The organism is Anaeromassilibacillus sp. An250, assembly GCF_002159845.1.
In the GTDB taxonomy this organism is placed as follows: Bacteria; Bacillota; Clostridia; order Oscillospirales; family Acutalibacteraceae; genus Anaeromassilibacillus; species Anaeromassilibacillus stercoravium.
Window position 1 is genome coordinate 42291 of sequence record NZ_NFJK01000011.1, and the last position, 16722, is coordinate 59012.

Below are 16722 nucleotides of genomic sequence, written 5' to 3' on the forward strand. Positions count from 1 at the left end.
TATTACCTCACCCAAAGTATTCCTGCATCAGTGCCTTTTTCAACGTTTCCAGCTTTTCGAGGCTGCGGTTAATGTTGGCTTTTGTTTTTTCGGTTTTCTTTACAAACACGGAAAATTGATTCTGTAGTTCTAGTGGTGGGAAGGGAAAGGCCATTTCTGATAGTTGTCCCTTGCTTAGTATCCCTTTAAGTGCCATATTTATGGTGCTATGTATTGCAGGCTTTGATAGTAGCATAAGCCAATATAAATACAGCACATCATCTTGCTTTGGAACAATAGCATTAATTTGCTGATTAAATGCCACCCGACGATCAGTTACTGCTACATTGCCTATACAGTTAATGCTTCCAGCGATACAAGTCATAAGCAAGCTGCCCGCCTCTACAAATCTACACTTATGAAAACCTGTCTCCGATAAGTATTCCTGTGCCTCTGTGAGCAATACAGCAGGGGTATTGATATTATCTGATTTAATCCATTCAATAAAATTCCCATAATTCTCGGGATCAGCACGCGAGGGCGTGTTTCCGGTAACTATATCACATCGTTTTCCCAGTGCAATTTTCTCCCACCCCATAGGGTTTCCCACCGGGTCTCCAAACATCTCCACAAACTTTGCCTTGACTATCTCATCCAGCTTGTCCAGCTGCTGGCGGCGTTTGGCAATCAGGCCGCTGACCTTGTCCAGCACCGCTGCAATTTTGCGCTGTTCGTCAATGGGTGGAAGGGGAATTTCTGTTTCAGAAAGAGTTTTTTTATTGATGGCCTTGAATGTACTTCCAGTACCCTTGGAATTTAGTTCGTCAACCTTACCTGATAACACATGCCATAAATATTCCTGAGCACAAATATCCTCGTTTACCGTTAAAGCGGCTAACCCTCGGCCTATACAGCATTCACAATTTGCGATATTCAACGCACCAATAGGTGCACGAACAGAGATTAAAATATCTTTTTCTCGTGCTATTTTGGTTGGCTCAGAGCACCACATACGAACCGCAGGATAAATCTCTCCAAAATCTGCATTTCCCTGAAAAAACGGAAGGCCGTTACCATCTTCGTTGTATGTAGAAGAATCCGGAGACTGTCCCATATTTATCGCACAAATTTCTTCTAACCTCGCCATTATAGCATTTCCTCCAACTCTGCCAGCCCTGCGGTGATCTCCAGTTCCAGCTCATGCAGGTCTGCCATCAGTTCCGCGGTAGAGGGGTACTCCACCGGCACATACTCCACCTTTTTGTACTTGTTGATGGACAGGTCATAGTCATTGTCCGCAATTTCCTGTTTCGGCACAAAAAAACTCTGCTCAGTGCGCTTGCGGTCAGCTTCCTGGTCTAGATGATGGAACCGCTCGATGATGTCGGGGATGTCATTCTCCGCCACCTCGCTGCGCTTATCGTCCAGGGAAAAGCCGTCGGCCTTCATATCATAAAACCACACGTTTTCCGTACCGCCCGCGCCGGTTTTGGTGAACACCAGCACCGCCGTGGACACGCCCGCGTAAGGCTTGAACACGCCGGAGGGCATAGAGATCACCGCCCGCAGCTGATGCTTCTCCACCAGTTCTTTGCGAATAGCTTTGTGCGCCTTGGAGGAGCCGAAAAGCACGCCGTCCGGCACGATGCAGGCGCACTGACCACCCTTTTTCAGCATCCGCAGGAAAAGGGCCAGAAACAACAGCTCGGTCTTTTTGGTGTTGGTCACGGCTTTCAGGTTGTCGTTGATGCTTTCCGCGTCCACGGTGCCCTTGAAAGGCGGGTTTGCCAGGCACATGGTAAACTTGTCGCTGATCTGGTTCTGCTTGGATACGCTGTCCTTATAGTCGATTTCCGGGTGGCTGATGGAGTGGAGCATCAGGTTCATGGCGGAAATCCGCAACATGGTGCGGTCGGTGTCAAAGCCGGTGAAGGCGTCCCCGGCAAAGTGCTCCCACTGCTCGTTGGTCATGGTGTCCTCGTAGTGGTTGCGAATGTACTCCGCGGCGGAGACCAGAAAGCCTGCCGTGCCGCAGGCCGGGTCCGTTGCCGCACCGAAATTGATACAATGTAACGATGAACCGGATACCCCATTAACGATGAACACGCCACCCTATTAACGATAGTGAACCGGTGCATGGAGTGCGCCTGCCAAAAACAGTCCTAAAAAAGTGCAAATGACTCTCTATCATTTGTACTTATCCATCCCCAAATTTCTAAGCGGAGCGGCGGGCAACGACACCGGGAATAACATAGAAAAACGCCCGGACAGCAGAAAGCTATTCGAGCGCAAAAAATACGGTATTCAGTTACATTGTGACAATTTTCGCACTGGCCGCCAGACGGGGCCTGTTCGGTGGCCGGGCTTTTTTTGACGATAGTGCAAATATCGTCTGAATTTGTCGGCGGTCAGTGTGCTTCATGGCGGCTCCCTCCTAAAGCCGCCGTGTCAGCGTATAGGCGTCACTCCTTTGTCGAGGGCATAAGGAACGGCGGCCTTGATTTTGTCAAAGCCGCCGTAAGTGTGATTAGGGCATGATGATTGCCTGCTGAACGACGGCTTTTTTTCTTTTGCCGTCGTCCGGCAGATTTGTGTATCTGTTATGAAAGTATCATGCGTAGTTGCGCATAACTTTTGATCGAAGTACAAAGAAAATAGCAATCTGAATTATCAGCACCAAACCGCACACACAACCAACTAATTGCATTGTTTCACCAATGTAAATAACGCCGGACACCAGCATAATGCGGTATGTAGTAAAGGCTCCAATGATACAGCCAAGTACGGTGGGAATAAAATAGACGAATAGCATTTGTTTTGTAATAAGTTCTTTAATCTTTTTGCGCTTCATTCCCAATCGCCGTAGATCATTATAGACTTCTGCGTCGTCCCATATCGTGCTAATAAGTTTTAGTCCGATAACCATGACTGCGGACACAAAGGCAACAATGGCGATAAATAACATAAGCATAAGGTAGGTGGCAAAGGCTTCAAACTGCGTAGTCGTGCTGCTTAACTTTGAAAGCGGATATAACGACCACAACCGGGCAATTTTAGTTTCGTTGCCATCAAAGGGAAGATACTCCGCTTGACTTCCTGTTTTCTCGAATGTCGCGCTGTTGTGCCAATTTGTAAAGATTAGCCCGTTGTTGTCAGAGATAACGGCTTCCAGAATATTGTTCTGAAAATCCATCGTGTCTTTCCAATTTTCCACATTTACCATATAGGAAACAGCTCTATATTCGTCGGCAAGTGTAGCCGCAATCGTGCGGTAATCGTCATTGTTCAAAATCAGAAAAGAAGAAAATACAGACCGTGTATTAAAAAGCCCATCGTAGCATATCGGCTCGTTTTGTATGAAGTAAAACTCTTGTTCAGTAGTTGGGTTGTAAAAAAGGCTGCTTTCTGCCGAAAAAGCGTTTAGCTTATATTCCATGCTGCTGTCATAGTAAACCGTGTAGCTTCCCTTTGGTACGGATATTGCCGCGCCGGATAAGATATTAAAGTTATCTTCGCTTACGACGATACGCGAACCCCAATCACGCTCACCGTTTTTATAATTGTTCTGCACACCGAGCAATAGACAGTCTATATGCTTTATGCTGGTAATGACCGTATTGTTTTCCTCGGCTATTTCTTCAATACGGCTTTCGGTCATGGGGTGTTCATAGGTCGCATTGATCGTGTAATCGTATGGCTCGTTCAGAGCGACGTTATAACCGTCAATAAATCCTGCCGCTATAAAGCCAATCCCAAATACGGTAAAGGTAATGAGAAGCGTCGCCACAAATATAGACCGGGTATATTGCCGGATTTTCTGTTTCAGAAGATTGTAAAAGACAATGTTCTTATAATATGCTTTGTCATTGTACTTTTTCAGAATATCCCCGATAGACGCGCATTGAATAATCAACAGATAAACGCCTAAAACCGCTCCTGCCAAGCCTACAAAGGCCAACAAAGTATTGAGAAAACCGCCGATATTCTGCAAGGTGAAAAAGGCAACGATCCCGGCAGGGACAAGTAATGCGCCTAAAATCAACAAGAATAAATTTCCGCTTTTTGCCGTTTCGTTTTCATCAGAGGTCTTAATGATTTTCAAAATATCAACATTTTTGATGTACCTGCGGTTGATCGTCCGCAAAATAAACCAATTAAGCAAGGAAAACAGTACCGCAATGATTAACCCCACCCAGCCGATACTGAATGCTGTTTCCTGTGTTTCCAAAAACAAATTGAGAAGCGACCAGCACAGGTAAGCAAGCGGAACCGACAAAAGCAGGCCAACTAATACAGCAAATTGAAAAAGAAGTGTGTATTCTTTCACAACAATTTTTTGAACGCTGCGCCGGTCTATGCCGAGGGACAGAAAAATTCCGATCTCTCGCGACTTATATTTTAGGAAAATACTGTCTGCATACACAAGAAAGACAATGATACCCAACATGGAGCCGAAAAACATAGCTTGTGAAATAGTTTGTGTTGAACCGCCATCAACCAGGACGTTTGTGACAGTAGGGCTGTATTGCAAAACGCCGTATGCCCCTGTCATTGCTATGGAAAAAACAACAGAGAAGAAGAAAAGCCCGTATTGCTTTCGGCTATTCTTAAAAAGTTTTCTGCTAATATCGTTAAGCGTCATACCCATCACCGTTTACCTTTCTTGTGAAGTCCAGCAATTCGTCAAGAAAATCTCTGGGCTGTCCGTGACGCACCAATTCACCAAAAACGATACCGTCTTTTAAGGCAATCACTTTGTCGGCATAAGAAGCCGCAAACGCATCATGTGTAACCATAAAAATTGTTGCACCGATTTTTTCTTTCGCGTTCAAAAATGCTTCTATGACAGCAGTACTCGATTTTGAATCGAGATTTCCCGTGGGTTCATCTGCCAAGATAATGGACGGATTATTAGACAATGCTCTCGCTATGGACGCCCGTTGTTTTTGTCCCCCGGATACTTCAGCAGGATATTTTTCCGCAATTTCTACAATGCTGAAAACCTCTAACAGAGTATGGGTGTTCTGCTCCATTTGGCTTTTCGGTTTTCCGGCTATGATCTGTGGTAAAAAAATGTTTTCCCGGATAGTCAGCCCGTTCAGCAGCATAAAATCTTGAAAAACAAAACCAAGTTTATGCTGCCTTATTTCTGCAAGTTCATTTTCTTCGCCGGTTAGAATGTCCTGCCCATCAAGAATGACCTTCCCGCCGTCCGCACTTATAAAGCCAGAAATCACATTGAGCAGCGTCGTTTTCCCGCTGCCGGACGGCCCCATAATGGCGACAAATTCCCCGTCGTGAATAGTTGCGGTGATCTCTTTCAAAACAGGATAGTCTATGCCTTTTGAATGATACGTTTTAGAAACCTTTTCAATCTGTAACATAACCTTCACCTTTCTTTTCTGTTAGATTTTGTTTACAAGTTCATTCTAAAAGGCAATTTTCAAATATCTATCAAACGAAAAAATCCCCCTGTAAAAATACAGGGAGATTGCAGAAAGTAATTTATTATTCTATCATTCCAAAGCGGACGGTTACAGACGCGCCCGTTTCTATACCATTCGACAAAATGATATTTCCATTATGCCGCTCACATAGGATTTTGCAGATGTTGAGGCCGAGGCCTAAATGTTGCCCGGTGTCAGACTTTTTCTCTGTTGTATAAAACGGGTTTGTTGCAAATTTCAAAGTGGTATCATCAAAGCCCGCCCCGTCGTCTGTTACAGTGATTGAAAAGGTATCATTTGTGGCGGTGTATTGTATGGATATGGCAGATTTCGCATAACGGGCGGCGTTGGATAATAAGTTTTCAAAAACCTGCAAGACAATTTCCGGGTCAACACAAAGGCTTGTGGCAACGGTTTTATCCGATATAGATAGGTTCTTGTTCTTACAGATTATTTCCGCAGTATCATTAAGCCTTGCGGTAAAATCGCTGGCTGCAAGCTGTTTTCTCACAATCGGTACATCTTCAAGCCGCTGTAATGTATTCATGGAAGAAGCATAGTTTTTCAGCCGTTCAATCTGTCGGGCCATTGCCGCGTAGGTCTGCATAACATCGTCAGCACTTAATTTCCCCTGCGGCGTGTATTTTTGCAAAATGCCTAAATGCCCCTCCATGACCGTAAGGGGGGTTCGCAGATCGTGGGAAAAAGCGGCGTTTAGCTTTTGGCGCTCATTCATCTGCCGCCACATTTCCCGATTGTTACTTTCCAGCGCAGAGCGCATTTTCTCAAACGCTTTGCAGAGCAAGCCCATTTCATCGTTCCTGTCATATACAATCGAAAAATCCAAATCATTTTCGGCTATTCTGTTTGCAGATGTAGTTAAGAACAGTAGAGGCCTTCTAATTTTACTCCTGTAAAAAACAAATCCCGCCAAAATGAAACAGGCAAGATAAGTAAAGGGGGGCAACGTCCACATCCCCATTTCGTACAGCCACATCATTCTCCCATCATGTTCTGAAAGCAAATATACCGATTGATTTCCCCATACCTTTTCAGAATTAAATCCCTCGACCACATCTGAATACTGAAAGGCAATATCTCTCTGTGCATTTGTGAGCAAAGTCCTTTCCACTTCTACCAGCAGCATTGCAAGAAGAAGAAAAACAACTGCAAGTAAAACAAATGTAGAAAGGATTGATAGATCATTCAATTTACGCTTGCTTTTTCCCATTTATATCCCACCCCCCAAACGGTTTCAATGTATTGTTTGGCTCCAACGGCAGCAAACTTTGCGCGGATTTTCCTAATATGTTCTGCTACAACAGAGTTATTCCCCAAACCGTCCAATCCCCATGCCGCTTCGTAAAGCCGTTCTTTATCAAAAACCTGTCCGGGGTTTTGTGAAAGCACTTCGAGTATGTCAAACTCCTTTTTCAAAAGTGGGATTTCTTTTCCGTCCCAATATACTGTTCGCTCTAAATAATCAACCGCTAATTGTCCATCGAACAAAACGCGAGACTTTGTTTTACTGCGATTTTCGCGGCGTAAATGTGCAGATACTCGCGCTCCCAGTTCGTCAACAGAAAAAGGTTTTATAATATAATCGTCCCCACCAGCACCAAAGCCTTTGATTTTGTCGCTGTTCTCAGTATTCGCAGTCAGAAAGAGGATTGGACAGGTAACAAAGTCCCGTATGCTTTTGCAGAGCGAAAGCCCGTCTATATCCGGCATATTGATGTCAAGCAGGATAAGATCGGGTTGCTTTGATAACTTCTGTAAAGCCTCTTTACCTCCGGCAGCCGTAATTACATGGTAGCCCTCAAGGGAAAAATAGCGTTTCAACATATCTAAGATCTCTATTTCATCATCTATTATCATAATCGTCTGCGTCATTTCAACACCTCCAAGAATGATTTTAGCAATCATTTTTCAAATCTCTATCAACTTTACGCCGCTCGTCAATCGCCTTCTCCGCGTCTTTGGGTATCAGCCAAACACCGGCTATCTTCACAGCGCCAGGGATACGATCCTCAACGCAGTAATAGTTGACTTGACGGGACAAAATGCCCCATTTTTCGCTTGCTTCTTTAAGTGTCATGTAGTCCATATTTGTACCTCTGACAACATTTTTTATTATATTTCATTTGCTTAAAGGACACAAGGCAGAAGATATGTCGAAAGCGTAAAAACAAACAGAGGCCGCAAAATAGCAGCCTCCGCTTGTAAAAGAGCTATTGATAAATCAGCTCTGTAAGAACAATTTCCTCCGCCTGCGCTTTCAGCGTATTCATCAGCCCCACCCAGCGCATGGGGTCACGGGCTTTCAGTTCCTCGGTGACGCCCGCCGCCTCCATCATGCGGGGCAGCATGGCATCCATCCGTTCACGCGCCGCCCGGTCAATCTCCAACAGGTGCGGGTACAGCTTTTCGCTCAAAATCATGCTGCTGTAAAGGCCGGGCCGGTGTTCCTTCAGGTAGCGTAGACGTCAACAACCTTTAAACCTGTATCTCCGTCCCATCCTTAAAGGTCACTCGGATGCCCTTCTCGCTGTACACCGTTACGAAATCCACCAAACTCGACCACAGCCGTTCATCAAACTCCGTGACTGGCGCTTGACCCTCAACTGTGTGAAGGAACTGCTCCAGCAACTTTTTGCGGTCAGCTTTGTCGGCGACCGCCTGAGTGACCTCATCAAACTGTGCCTTGACCGCTTCATATCTGCTGACCAGACCATTGTAACGCTGCGTATACTCGTCCTGGTCGAGGGCAACACGGGCGTTCTCCGTCACGCACCGCTCCACCAGTCCAACCACAACCTCCAGTTCTTCCTTCAGTTCTGTCTGTCGCTTTTCCAGTTCTGCACTGTCGCACAGCATGGCGATGACCATCTGCACATTGACAGATAATTCTTCCTTCTCGGAGAGCAGGATGTTGACTGCTCGGACAAATGCGTCCTTGACCTGATCTTCCGTGACATGGGGCGTACTGCAGGGCTTTCCGCCTTTGTACTTGTGATTGCACTGGTAGATGACCCGGCGGTATTTATCTGTGGAGTGCCATACCTTTGAGCCGTACCAACATCCGCATTCGCCGCATTTGATCTTGGAGGAAAACATACTCACGCCGCTGTAGCGGTGCTTATCCTTCATCCGCCGCGCCATCTCCGCCTGGACATAGTCGAAGGTGGCAGGATCGATGATGGCTTCGTGGTTGCCCTCCACATAGTACTGCGGGACCTCGCCCTCGTTCTTTTTTGTTTTCTTCTGGAGGAAGTCCACCGTGAACTCCTTCTGCAGGAGCGCATCGCCTTTGTACTTTTCATTAGTAAGGATGCTGCGGACGGTGCTTTGGCTCCAGACTGCCTTGCCGCCCGGAGTCGGCAGTTTCCGCTCCGTCAGCTCCTTTGCGATGGCGTGGCAGGTCAGGCCATCCAGAAATAACTTGTAAATCAGCTTGACGGTCTTTGCCTGTTCCTGATTGACCACAAAGCCGCCGTTGGGACCCCGGTCGTACCCCAGGAACCGCTTGTAAGCCACGCTTGCCTTGCCATCGGCGAACCGCTTCCGCTGACCCCAGGTGGTGTTCTCCGAAATGCTCCGGCTCTCCTCCTGGGCAAGGCTGGACATGATTGTGATGAGCAGTTCTCCCTTGGCATCCAGCGTCCAGATGTTTTCCTTCTCAAAGTAGATTTCCACACCCTTTTCCTTCAGCGTCCGCACGGTGGTCAGGCTGTCCACTGTATTTCTGGCAAATCGGCTGACACTTTTTGTTACTATGAGGTCGATCTTCCCGGCAAGGGCATCCGCCACCATCGCCTTGAAGCCCTCGCGCCGCTTGGTATTGGTCGCAGAAATCCCTTCGTCCGTGTAGATAGCAACAAACTCCCAATCGTCCCGCCCCTTGATGTAATTCGTGTAATAGTCCACCTGCGCTTCGTAGCTGGTGACCTGGTCTTCGTGGTCGGTGGAGACGCGGGCATAACCGGCGACACGGCGTTTCCGCTTGCTGCCAATAGGAACGGCAGTATATTTGGTGATGGTCGCCGGGATCGCCGTTACTTTTCTCTGCGCCATTTGTCTCCACGCTCCTTCCGTAATTGCTTCATGTGTTCGCTCATCTGCCGGCGCCGCTCTGGCGTATAGGCGCCCTTAATGGATTCCTTAAATTTTGCCCTCTGCTCCTCAGTCCAAGGCCGCCCCACACGTTCCGGCGGCTGCCAGTTGCGGCTTACGGTTCTGCCATCCTTAAAACAGAAGCGGAGTTCTGAAGAGGAAAGCACCTCAACTCGGTCGATCTTCTCACGAAAAGCGGCGGCGTCAAACGCATCCAGCCCAAGTACCTCTGCGGCCATCTGTTCCAGCAAATCCTCCCGCAGGCTGGGGGAATCGCAACCGTTATGCTCTGCGCACCGCCAGTGGCTGACCTTGCTGCCATCTTTGCAGTTCCGTGTTGCCTTGCGGAAATTACAGCCGCAGGATACGCACTTTATCTTCCCCGTGAAGCAGGATGCACCGATGGGATTCGTGCCGTTCTTGCGCCGTTTCATGGACACTTCAGCACGCCGCTCCGGTGTCCAGCAGTCCCGATGCCCCGTGTTCAGGCAGTCCTTTGTTACCACATTGCCGTCCGCCATGTGAAACTCCAGCGTATAGCGTTCTGGCACATCGATATGGTCCACCTTTTCCAAAAAGATGGCTTCATCAAATTCATCAAGCCCCAGAACTTCCGTACAGACTTTAACCATGTTTTTGTGGTTGATGGTGCCGCCCACAGGACAGCCGGTTCCTTTCTTCTTTTTCTTCTTACTGCCACAGTTCCAGAACTCCATATCGCCACGGTCTGTCCGCTTGTTGTGCATATAGCTCTGACCGCAGTATGGGCATTTGATTTTTCCTGTAAAGCAGGATGTGTTCAGACTCTTATTTGCCAGTGCGCCAAGTTCCCTGCGCCTTGCCATCTCCTCCTGCACAAAGTCAAAAGTGGCCTTGTCGATAATGGCAGGATGGGTGTCCTCCACATAGTACTGGGGAAGTTCCCCTCGGTTCTTTTTCCGCTGCTTGGAGATAGGGTCGGAGATAAACTCCTTTTGCAGGAGCAGGTTTCCTGTGTAGGTCACATTGGTCAGCACCACCTTGATGTTGGAATCCCCCCAGCGGCAGCCGTCCCTGGTTGTGATGCCCTCGTCGGCAAGCTCCCGCTCGGTTTCCAGCCTGGATTTCCCGTCCAGGAAGTTCCGGAAGATTCTCTTTACAACCTCCGCTTCCTCTGGCACGATGACCAGTTCATCGCCCTCCCATCGATAACCGTAGATGCGGAAGTGGCCGTTTGGGATGCCGTTTTGCATCCTTTTTCGGATGCCCCATTTCACATTGTCGGAAATGCTGCGGCTTTCCTCCTGGGCAAAGGAGGCCAAGATGGTCAACATCAACTCGCCGTCCCCGTCCATAGAGCGGATGCGCTCCTTCTCGAACCGCACCTCGACACCTAAGTCCTTCAAATGCCGCACCGTTTCCAGAAGGTCCACCGTGTTCCTGGCAAACCGCGAGATACTCTTTGTCAGGATGATGTCAATCTTGCCGGCCTCGCAGTCCGCAAGCATCCGCTTGAACTCATCACGCTTTACTGTGTTGGTTCCGGAAATAAAATCGTCTGCATAGACCCCGGCATACTCCCAGTCCGAGTTCTTCTGGATTAGCCCGCTGTAGTAACTCACCTGTGCGGAAAGGGAGTGGAGCATCCGTTCCGACTGCATGGACACTCTGGCATAAGCGGCCACCTTTTTCTTTTCCCGGATTGCGGGAACTGCCGCTTCGATTTTTCTTAAATTCGGCATGAAATCACGCTCCTTTCCGCTACCATACATCACTCTAAAAGGCTGTAAAGTCAACAGATTTCGGAGAATAATGTGCCGAAAAGAGGGTGGTATTTTTCCAGGAACATTGTATCAATCTGACGGTACTCTTCCTCGGTGATAAGCCCCTCCGCAAGCATCTTTCTGACCATGCTCATGGTCACTTGGTAGAGCTTTTCCTGTCTCATCTGCTCCTTACTCATCCGCGCTGCCTCCGAACCGGTGCCGGATGTAGCACACATGACTGCAGTACTTCCTCGCCGCCTGTCCATAAACCGAAAAAGTCTTACCGCATCCGGCGCAGGTGACCTCCCGAATCACCCTGCGGTCAACCTTATCCAGATGGGCGTTCCACCATTTGTTCCTGCACTTGTCAGAGCAGAACTTCTTTTCCTTCCGGCCGGCGTTCTGCGCCACAGGCGTTCCGCAGCAAAGGCACTGATGCTCGCCCGCACCAGTGACCGGCTTATCCTCTTTCTGTGCGTTCCTGCGGCAGAAGGATTTTACTGTATTTTCTGAGATCCCGACTTTCCGGGCGATTGCGCCGTAGCCCATGCCCTGCGCCCGGAGAGCGGATACGATCATTCTCTGTTCATTCGTCACCGCTGTCCCTCCAATCTGTAACTTTCTACCTCTGAAAGGACAGAAGCCGGGGATTTCAGCGGATAAAAAAAGACCCGTGCGCAGCCGACCATAGAGAGCCGATTGCACACGGGTTTTCTTGTTTCCTTATTCGGTTTTTACTGCATAGTCCAGAGAAATCCAGCCAGCGCCGGACTTCAGCCGTCCCCAGCCAGCAGAGGCCCCCTGGCCGGACTGGACCTCCACGATGGTAAACACGCCTTTGCCGGTAAACTTCCCGGTTTTGGCATAGTCCGTCCCCGGCCCTTTGCGGATGTTCAGATCGGAGATGCTGACCTTGACGGTAAACGGCACATCCGGTGCCGCCTTCGTTGATGTGTTCGGTGTGTAGATGTTTACACCGTTATTATCGAACACGCTATATCCCGGATTGGCATCAGCGCACTTCTTGGCATTAGAGAGGATCTTGTATGCGCCTTTCTGCGATTTACTGTCAGACCATGCCTTACGGACACGGTAATAGCCCTCTGTCAGCTTTTCAGGATACTCAGTCTCGGTGCCCTCGGATGCCCCGTCGCCAAGCTGTGCTGTGACCTTTGCGGCAAGATCACCCATCCGGGCATACATCCAACTGCCCGGACAGGACTTGTTGGCAAACCAGCGATGGACAGTCAGCACCATCTCATCAGACTTCGGCTCATAACTGAGTGTCTTATCCTTATCACCCAGCCAGAGGAGCTTTTTCTTGCCGTTGCGCTTGCAGATATCCACGCAGAGCTTAATGAGCGTCTGGTAGACCACATCCTTAAAGGCATACGGCTCTGTGGTATCGGACGCGCACTCGATGGTGACCGCCCGCTGGTCGTTGGCGCTGGAGGAGGAACACCAGGAGCGGTTTTTCTCCTCCACATACATTCCCACACGACCGTCCACGCCGATGCCGTAGTTACAGCTTGCCTGTCTGGAAGTCGGCAAGAAGATATTGCCCAGCGTCTCCACCGAGCATTGCCCCACCACGCAGTGGGGCGTAATGCGGTCGATGCTGTGCGTCCGCTGCCCGGAGTGGTTTGGGCTGAGTTTCGTATAAGATACCAATGAACTGTTTGTGTAAGTCACTTAATTTTCCTCCTTTTCCGCTCTGTCATGGAGCTGTGCCAGGATGTCCTTCATCTTCTCCGGCACAGGAAGCCCCAGGTGCGCCGCGTTCTCCAAAAGGCTCACACCCTCGTTGGAGAGGTAAAAGAAGATGACCGCCGTGCGAAGGACGCTGCCTGTGCCAATCACCTGCACATCCAGGATGTTGGCGATCCCAACCAGCAGGAAGATCAGCACCTTCCGGCAGATGCCCTTAAAGCCCACCTCGCTGGACAGCTTCTTATCCGAGATGGCGCACATCACGCCCGTGACATAATCCACTGCCACGAACACCACCAGGGCGATGAGCAGCCCGTCGCAGCCGCCCAGGAAGTAGCCCAGCCACCCGCCGATGGCCGCAAAGATCACCTGCGCCGTGTTCCAAAGTTCCTTCATGTTGATACCTCCGTTTCTTGAAATGGTTTTGTGTATGAAAAAAGCGGCCGCCCCGCAGGGCAGTCGCCAGTTCCCGTAAGTTATTCTGTTTGCTTCGGCAGCCATTCCCACAGCCGCATATCCTCCTGACCCAAAGACCACATACACATCCCCCGGAGCTTCCAGCGGTACGCCGCCTGGTTTGCCCAGTAGACCAGGGAATCCACGTCCTGGTAGTAGAGGATGGAAAAGCCGTCCGCGTCTCCAAGGAACAGCCGGGATATCCAGATGTTGATGTCCTTCGGTATGACCTTTGCCGTGTAGTTCCCGCCGCAGGAAATCTCCAGCAGGTCGGAGTGAAAGAAATCATAATCCAGGGAGATGTCCTCGCTCCGGGTGGAGGTTTCCTCCACATCGGAGGTCAGCGTGAATACCTGGAACTCCTCATCCCAGGTGCAGTTCGTGCGGGATATCCTTCCGTAGCTTTTAAAGCTGCCGTCCGGCATCTCCACATCAAACCGCTCATACGGCTCGTAGGTCCAGGCGTCCCCCAGACGCAGAAGTTCGCAGACCGTGGTGTTGTCCGAGCGGTACCCAGCGTATCCGCCGGAAAAGCCGCTGGCTGTCGCCGTGAAGCGCAGGGTGTAGGAAGAACCGGAATACACCCGCACCCGGTTCCCACGGACGCGCATCTCCACCGTGTACATGGTAGGATTGCCCCGCAGGTCCTCCGAGGAAGTCCTTGTGATCTCCTGGCTGTAGCTGCCAAGAAGCGTGGAGCCGTTGTACAGCTCCACCGCCTGGGTGTCGTAGTTTAAGCAGCAGAACAGGCTGCCGCAGAATACGCCGGCCCGTCCGCTCCCGTTTGCCGGGAAGGCCAGCCTTGCCCGCAGATGCAGCTCCGAAAAGCCGTCATACTGCCACGCAAGCTCCCCATGCCCTTCAAGCTGGGAGTAGACACGCTCCATCGAATATTCATCCGACCGCCACACCTCGAAGGAGCCGGAACGCACCGTCCAGTAGTCCGTCTCCAGCACGCCGTAATCCTGGAAATCCTCATACCAGATGAGCGCCGAATCCGGCTTCCTTCGGAGCATCTCCAGCGTCAGCTTGAAGCCTTTGTCAGGGACAGCCATATTGCCGTCCACATCCTTAAAGCTCCTGGGCGCAAGGGCGAAAGTGGCCTCCCCGGCGGTGGGTTCCTCGGAAAAAGCCGAGCAGACGCGGAAGCCGTAAAACTGGACGCCTTTGGCATCCACTGAAATGGTAATGGTGTGTGTCCCGGCCGAAAGCGTTACGCCGCTTGCGAGGGACGCCCAGAAGGTACTCCGCCAGTACGGCCACCACAGGCGGCTTTCCGTGAAGTGCTTTGTGCTGCCGTCCAGCGCCGCATAGATGCCGTTCTTGTCCCAGAAGGGGTAGCAGAGCCGCACCGCCACATCGTAAGTTCCCGCTGCGTCCACCGTAAAACTGTAGGTCACCGAGCCGTTATCGCCCAGGGTTGCGATGCCGTTTTCAATGGAGACAATGCCGGACGCGCTGGAGTAGCCGTCAGCGTCCCGGTCGATGAAAATAGTTCCGAACTCGGTTTTCTGCTCCTTGCCGTAGGCAGTCAGGTAGCGCCTGCGGTTGTATGTGTCCGCAAGCTGAGGGTACTCGCGGGAAACTGCGTCCGCTCCTTCCATGTAATCGTAGACATGGGGAAAGGCGTAAGGCACCTTGTCATAATCATCCCAATAGGCTACGATAGGGAGAAAGGGCTGGGGCGGCGCGTCACCTGTGAAGTTGTACGCTCCCGTCATCCAGTACCTCGCGGCGTAGTAGGTGTTGGAAACGCCCCGGTAGGTTTCGCCCAGGTTCTCCGGCGTGTCATAGATCTGCCAGTTCCAGCCGTAGGCCGGCATCCCCAGGAAAATCTTGTCCGGGTCCATGACCCGGGTGGCGTAATCGTAAATGCCCTCCAGCCAGCTTCTCGGAGAAACCGGCCCCGGCGCGGAGCCTGCCCAGGCCATGCCGTAGCTCATAATAGACGCCGTGTCACAGCAGGAGTCGAGGTCCCCATAGACACACCAGTTCTCGCCGCCCACCGAGCCGTTGACGCTGGTCATCCCTGGCAGGCAGATGTTCATGTGCTTCGTGGCATCGTAATTCTTTACCGTATTGTAGATGTTCTGGAACATGGCGGTGGACGCGGCATGGGTGGAGTAGCCGTCCCCTCGTTCCAGGTCAATGTCGATGCCGTCACACCAGGGATACTTCTCCATGATGCGGATGATCTCCGAAAGGAACATCTCCTGCGCCCCGTTTGTGTTGTCCCGCAGGGCGCGGAAGATGCTGTTCGCCCCGTCGTTTGCCACCGTCAGCAGCCACTTGATATGGGGCCATTTGTTGATGTAGGTGAGCATATCCGAAATCGCCACGCCGCTCTCGTAAATCTCCCCGGTGGCCCGCACCTTAAAGGAGAACAGCCCGATCTGGCTGATGCGGTCGCCGTAGTCCCGGAGGGCTTCGTACATCCGGGCATTGCCCATGAACGTCCATACCATGATCTGTTTGCCTTTCAGTGTGTCCATCAGATCGGCTCACCTCCATCCTGCATTTCCTGCATCTCAAACAGTACCCTCGCCGTTTTCCCTTCCGGGAGCGCCACCTTATGCTTGGAATCCCAGGCGGCGCTGTACTGGTAAAAGCCCTCTTTTTTCTCCGGGCTGCCGTTCTTCGTACACTGCCGTGTGCTGGCAAGCAGAGCAAGGTCCGCTTCGGCGGGGACGGCGTTGGGGAAGGATACCTTCTGGCCGCCCACGCCCTGGCAGAGGGAAACTGCCCCCGCTTCCAGGTCGGACTTGGGGTACAAATGCACATCCAGCCCAGCGGAAGTCTCCCCAAGGTTAAAGAGGATGACCGTTTCCTCGCCCCGCACCACGCCGTTGAACCAGACAGGGGCCTTGACCTCGCCGTCCACACGCAGCTTTTTAAGGAATGGTTCGGTATGTGGCGTGTATCCCGTCAGCGCCGGGCCTTCCTGGAGCATCAGGTCCGTAAAATAGATCGTGCCGGAGCAGTCCGCAATGGTAGGCTTCACGGTAACGCTCACGACACGCATATCCTGTTTCCGGTTGATAACCTCCGCCAGCCGGATAAAAGCAATCTCAGCCATCCAGCGTCCACTTCATCTCGCAGGGATGGCCTACCCATCCCGTCACCACGGACCCTGCCTGCAGGAGGATGTCCGTGATATAAAGCGTCCCGGTGCAGTTCGTGATGCACACCCGCACCGTGATGGACTTGACCCTGGAGGAATAATTCTCCGGCGCGATCCGGGCGGAAGTTGAAGATAAATATGCCATGCCGTC

15 protein-coding genes and 2 pseudogenes are annotated in these 16722 nt (G+C 50.9%); all 17 read right to left on the reverse strand.

All coding sequences use genetic code 11. From position 1 onward, the window contains the following. Positions 1-7 precede the first annotated feature (7 nt). Positions 8-1126, reverse strand: a complete 1119-nt coding sequence (locus B5F54_RS10820) for a restriction endonuclease subunit S (RefSeq protein ID WP_087234081.1) — start codon at positions 1124-1126, stop codon at positions 8-10. Further along, positions 1126-2022 (reverse strand): annotated as a pseudogene (locus B5F54_RS10825) (HsdM family class I SAM-dependent methyltransferase); the annotation flags it as partial. The pseudogene B5F54_RS10825 and the gene B5F54_RS10820, both read right to left, overlap by 1 nt. Before the next feature lie 568 nt (positions 2023-2590). After that, positions 2591-4621: an FtsX-like permease family protein gene (locus B5F54_RS10835; RefSeq protein WP_172749700.1), complete on the reverse strand. Its 2031-nt coding sequence runs from the start codon at positions 4619-4621 to the stop codon at positions 2591-2593. Beyond that, positions 4611-5363: an ABC transporter ATP-binding protein gene (locus B5F54_RS10840; protein WP_087234085.1), complete on the reverse strand. Its 753-nt coding sequence runs from the start codon at positions 5361-5363 to the stop codon at positions 4611-4613. The genes B5F54_RS10835 and B5F54_RS10840 overlap by 11 nt, the downstream gene beginning before the upstream one ends. 124 nt (positions 5364-5487) lie before the next feature. Beyond that, entirely contained in the window at positions 5488-6657 is a 1170-nt protein-coding gene (locus B5F54_RS10845) for a HAMP domain-containing sensor histidine kinase (protein WP_087234087.1), read from the reverse strand. Further along, the gene (locus tag B5F54_RS10850) at positions 6633-7319 is read right to left on the reverse strand and encodes a response regulator transcription factor (protein ID WP_087234089.1); all 687 of its coding nucleotides are present in this window, start codon (positions 7317-7319) and stop codon (positions 6633-6635) included. Before B5F54_RS10850 ends, B5F54_RS10845 begins: the two co-directional genes overlap by 25 nt. 22 nt (positions 7320-7341) lie before the next feature. Beyond that, positions 7342-7533, reverse strand: a complete 192-nt coding sequence (locus B5F54_RS10855; protein WP_087234091.1) for a DNA-binding protein — start codon at positions 7531-7533, stop codon at positions 7342-7344. Between the two features lie 124 nt (positions 7534-7657). Then, a pseudogene (locus B5F54_RS10860) lies at positions 7658-7912 on the reverse strand (TnpV protein); the annotation flags it as partial. A gap of 10 nt (positions 7913-7922) precedes the next feature. Next, positions 7923-9500 (reverse strand): recombinase family protein, encoded by a 1578-nt coding sequence (locus tag B5F54_RS10865; RefSeq protein ID WP_087234093.1) that lies wholly within the window; start codon positions 9498-9500, stop codon positions 7923-7925. Beyond that, positions 9482-11260, reverse strand: a complete 1779-nt coding sequence (locus B5F54_RS10870) for a recombinase family protein (protein ID WP_087234095.1) — start codon at positions 11258-11260, stop codon at positions 9482-9484. The genes B5F54_RS10865 and B5F54_RS10870 overlap by 19 nt, the downstream gene beginning before the upstream one ends. Positions 11261-11310: 50 nt before the next feature. After that, positions 11311-11481 carry an SHOCT domain-containing protein gene (locus B5F54_RS17655; protein ID WP_172749701.1) on the reverse strand — a complete coding sequence of 57 codons (171 nt, stop codon included), beginning with the start codon at positions 11479-11481 and terminating at the stop codon, positions 11311-11313. Beyond that, entirely contained in the window at positions 11474-11881 is a 408-nt protein-coding gene (locus B5F54_RS10875; protein ID WP_087234097.1) for a sigma factor-like helix-turn-helix DNA-binding protein, read from the reverse strand. Before B5F54_RS10875 ends, B5F54_RS17655 begins: the two co-directional genes overlap by 8 nt. A gap of 126 nt (positions 11882-12007) precedes the next feature. Beyond that, positions 12008-12976, reverse strand: a complete 969-nt coding sequence (locus B5F54_RS10880) for an N-acetylmuramoyl-L-alanine amidase (RefSeq protein ID WP_087234098.1) — start codon at positions 12974-12976, stop codon at positions 12008-12010. Further along, positions 12977-13390, reverse strand: coding sequence for a phage holin family protein (locus B5F54_RS10885; protein ID WP_009269243.1), 414 nt, complete (start codon positions 13388-13390; stop codon positions 12977-12979). It abuts the gene before it with no gap. A gap of 80 nt (positions 13391-13470) precedes the next feature. Further along, positions 13471-15945: a glycosyl hydrolase family 18 protein gene (locus B5F54_RS10890; protein ID WP_442856122.1), complete on the reverse strand. Its 2475-nt coding sequence runs from the start codon at positions 15943-15945 to the stop codon at positions 13471-13473. Then, positions 15942-16526 (reverse strand): hypothetical protein, encoded by a 585-nt coding sequence (locus B5F54_RS10895; RefSeq protein WP_087234102.1) that lies wholly within the window; start codon positions 16524-16526, stop codon positions 15942-15944. Before B5F54_RS10895 ends, B5F54_RS10890 begins: the two co-directional genes overlap by 4 nt. Further along, positions 16519-16716 (reverse strand): hypothetical protein, encoded by a 198-nt coding sequence (locus B5F54_RS10900; RefSeq protein ID WP_087234104.1) that lies wholly within the window; start codon positions 16714-16716, stop codon positions 16519-16521. Before B5F54_RS10900 ends, B5F54_RS10895 begins: the two co-directional genes overlap by 8 nt. Positions 16717-16722: the final 6 nt, after the last annotated feature.

What these genes read in the sequence shown, in the direction of transcription:
- B5F54_RS10870 (WP_087234095.1), bottom strand. Translation starts at nt 11,260, where the DNA reads ATGCCGAATTTAAGAAAAATCGAAGCGGCAGTTCCCGCAATCCGGGAA.
- B5F54_RS10845 (WP_087234087.1), bottom strand. Translation starts at nt 6,657, where the DNA reads ATGGGAAAAAGCAAGCGTAAATTGAATGATCTATCAATCCTTTCTACA.
- B5F54_RS10865 (WP_087234093.1), bottom strand. Translation starts at nt 9,500, where the DNA reads ATGGCGCAGAGAAAAGTAACGGCGATCCCGGCGACCATCACCAAATAT.
- B5F54_RS10840 (WP_087234085.1), bottom strand. Translation starts at nt 5,363, where the DNA reads ATGTTACAGATTGAAAAGGTTTCTAAAACGTATCATTCAAAAGGCATA.
- B5F54_RS10900 (WP_087234104.1), bottom strand. Translation starts at nt 16,716, where the DNA reads ATGGCATATTTATCTTCAACTTCCGCCCGGATCGCGCCGGAGAATTAT.
- B5F54_RS17655 (WP_172749701.1), bottom strand. Translation starts at nt 11,481, where the DNA reads ATGAGTAAGGAGCAGATGAGACAGGAAAAGCTCTACCAAGTGACCATG.
- B5F54_RS10820 (WP_087234081.1), bottom strand. Translation starts at nt 1,126, where the DNA reads ATGGCGAGGTTAGAAGAAATTTGTGCGATAAATATGGGACAGTCTCCG.
- B5F54_RS10885 (WP_009269243.1), bottom strand. Translation starts at nt 13,390, where the DNA reads ATGAAGGAACTTTGGAACACGGCGCAGGTGATCTTTGCGGCCATCGGC.
- B5F54_RS10835 (WP_172749700.1), bottom strand. Translation starts at nt 4,621, where the DNA reads ATGACGCTTAACGATATTAGCAGAAAACTTTTTAAGAATAGCCGAAAG.
- B5F54_RS10855 (WP_087234091.1), bottom strand. Translation starts at nt 7,533, where the DNA reads ATGGACTACATGACACTTAAAGAAGCAAGCGAAAAATGGGGCATTTTG.
- B5F54_RS10850 (WP_087234089.1), bottom strand. Translation starts at nt 7,319, where the DNA reads ATGACGCAGACGATTATGATAATAGATGATGAAATAGAGATCTTAGAT.
- B5F54_RS10895 (WP_087234102.1), bottom strand. Translation starts at nt 16,526, where the DNA reads ATGGCTGAGATTGCTTTTATCCGGCTGGCGGAGGTTATCAACCGGAAA.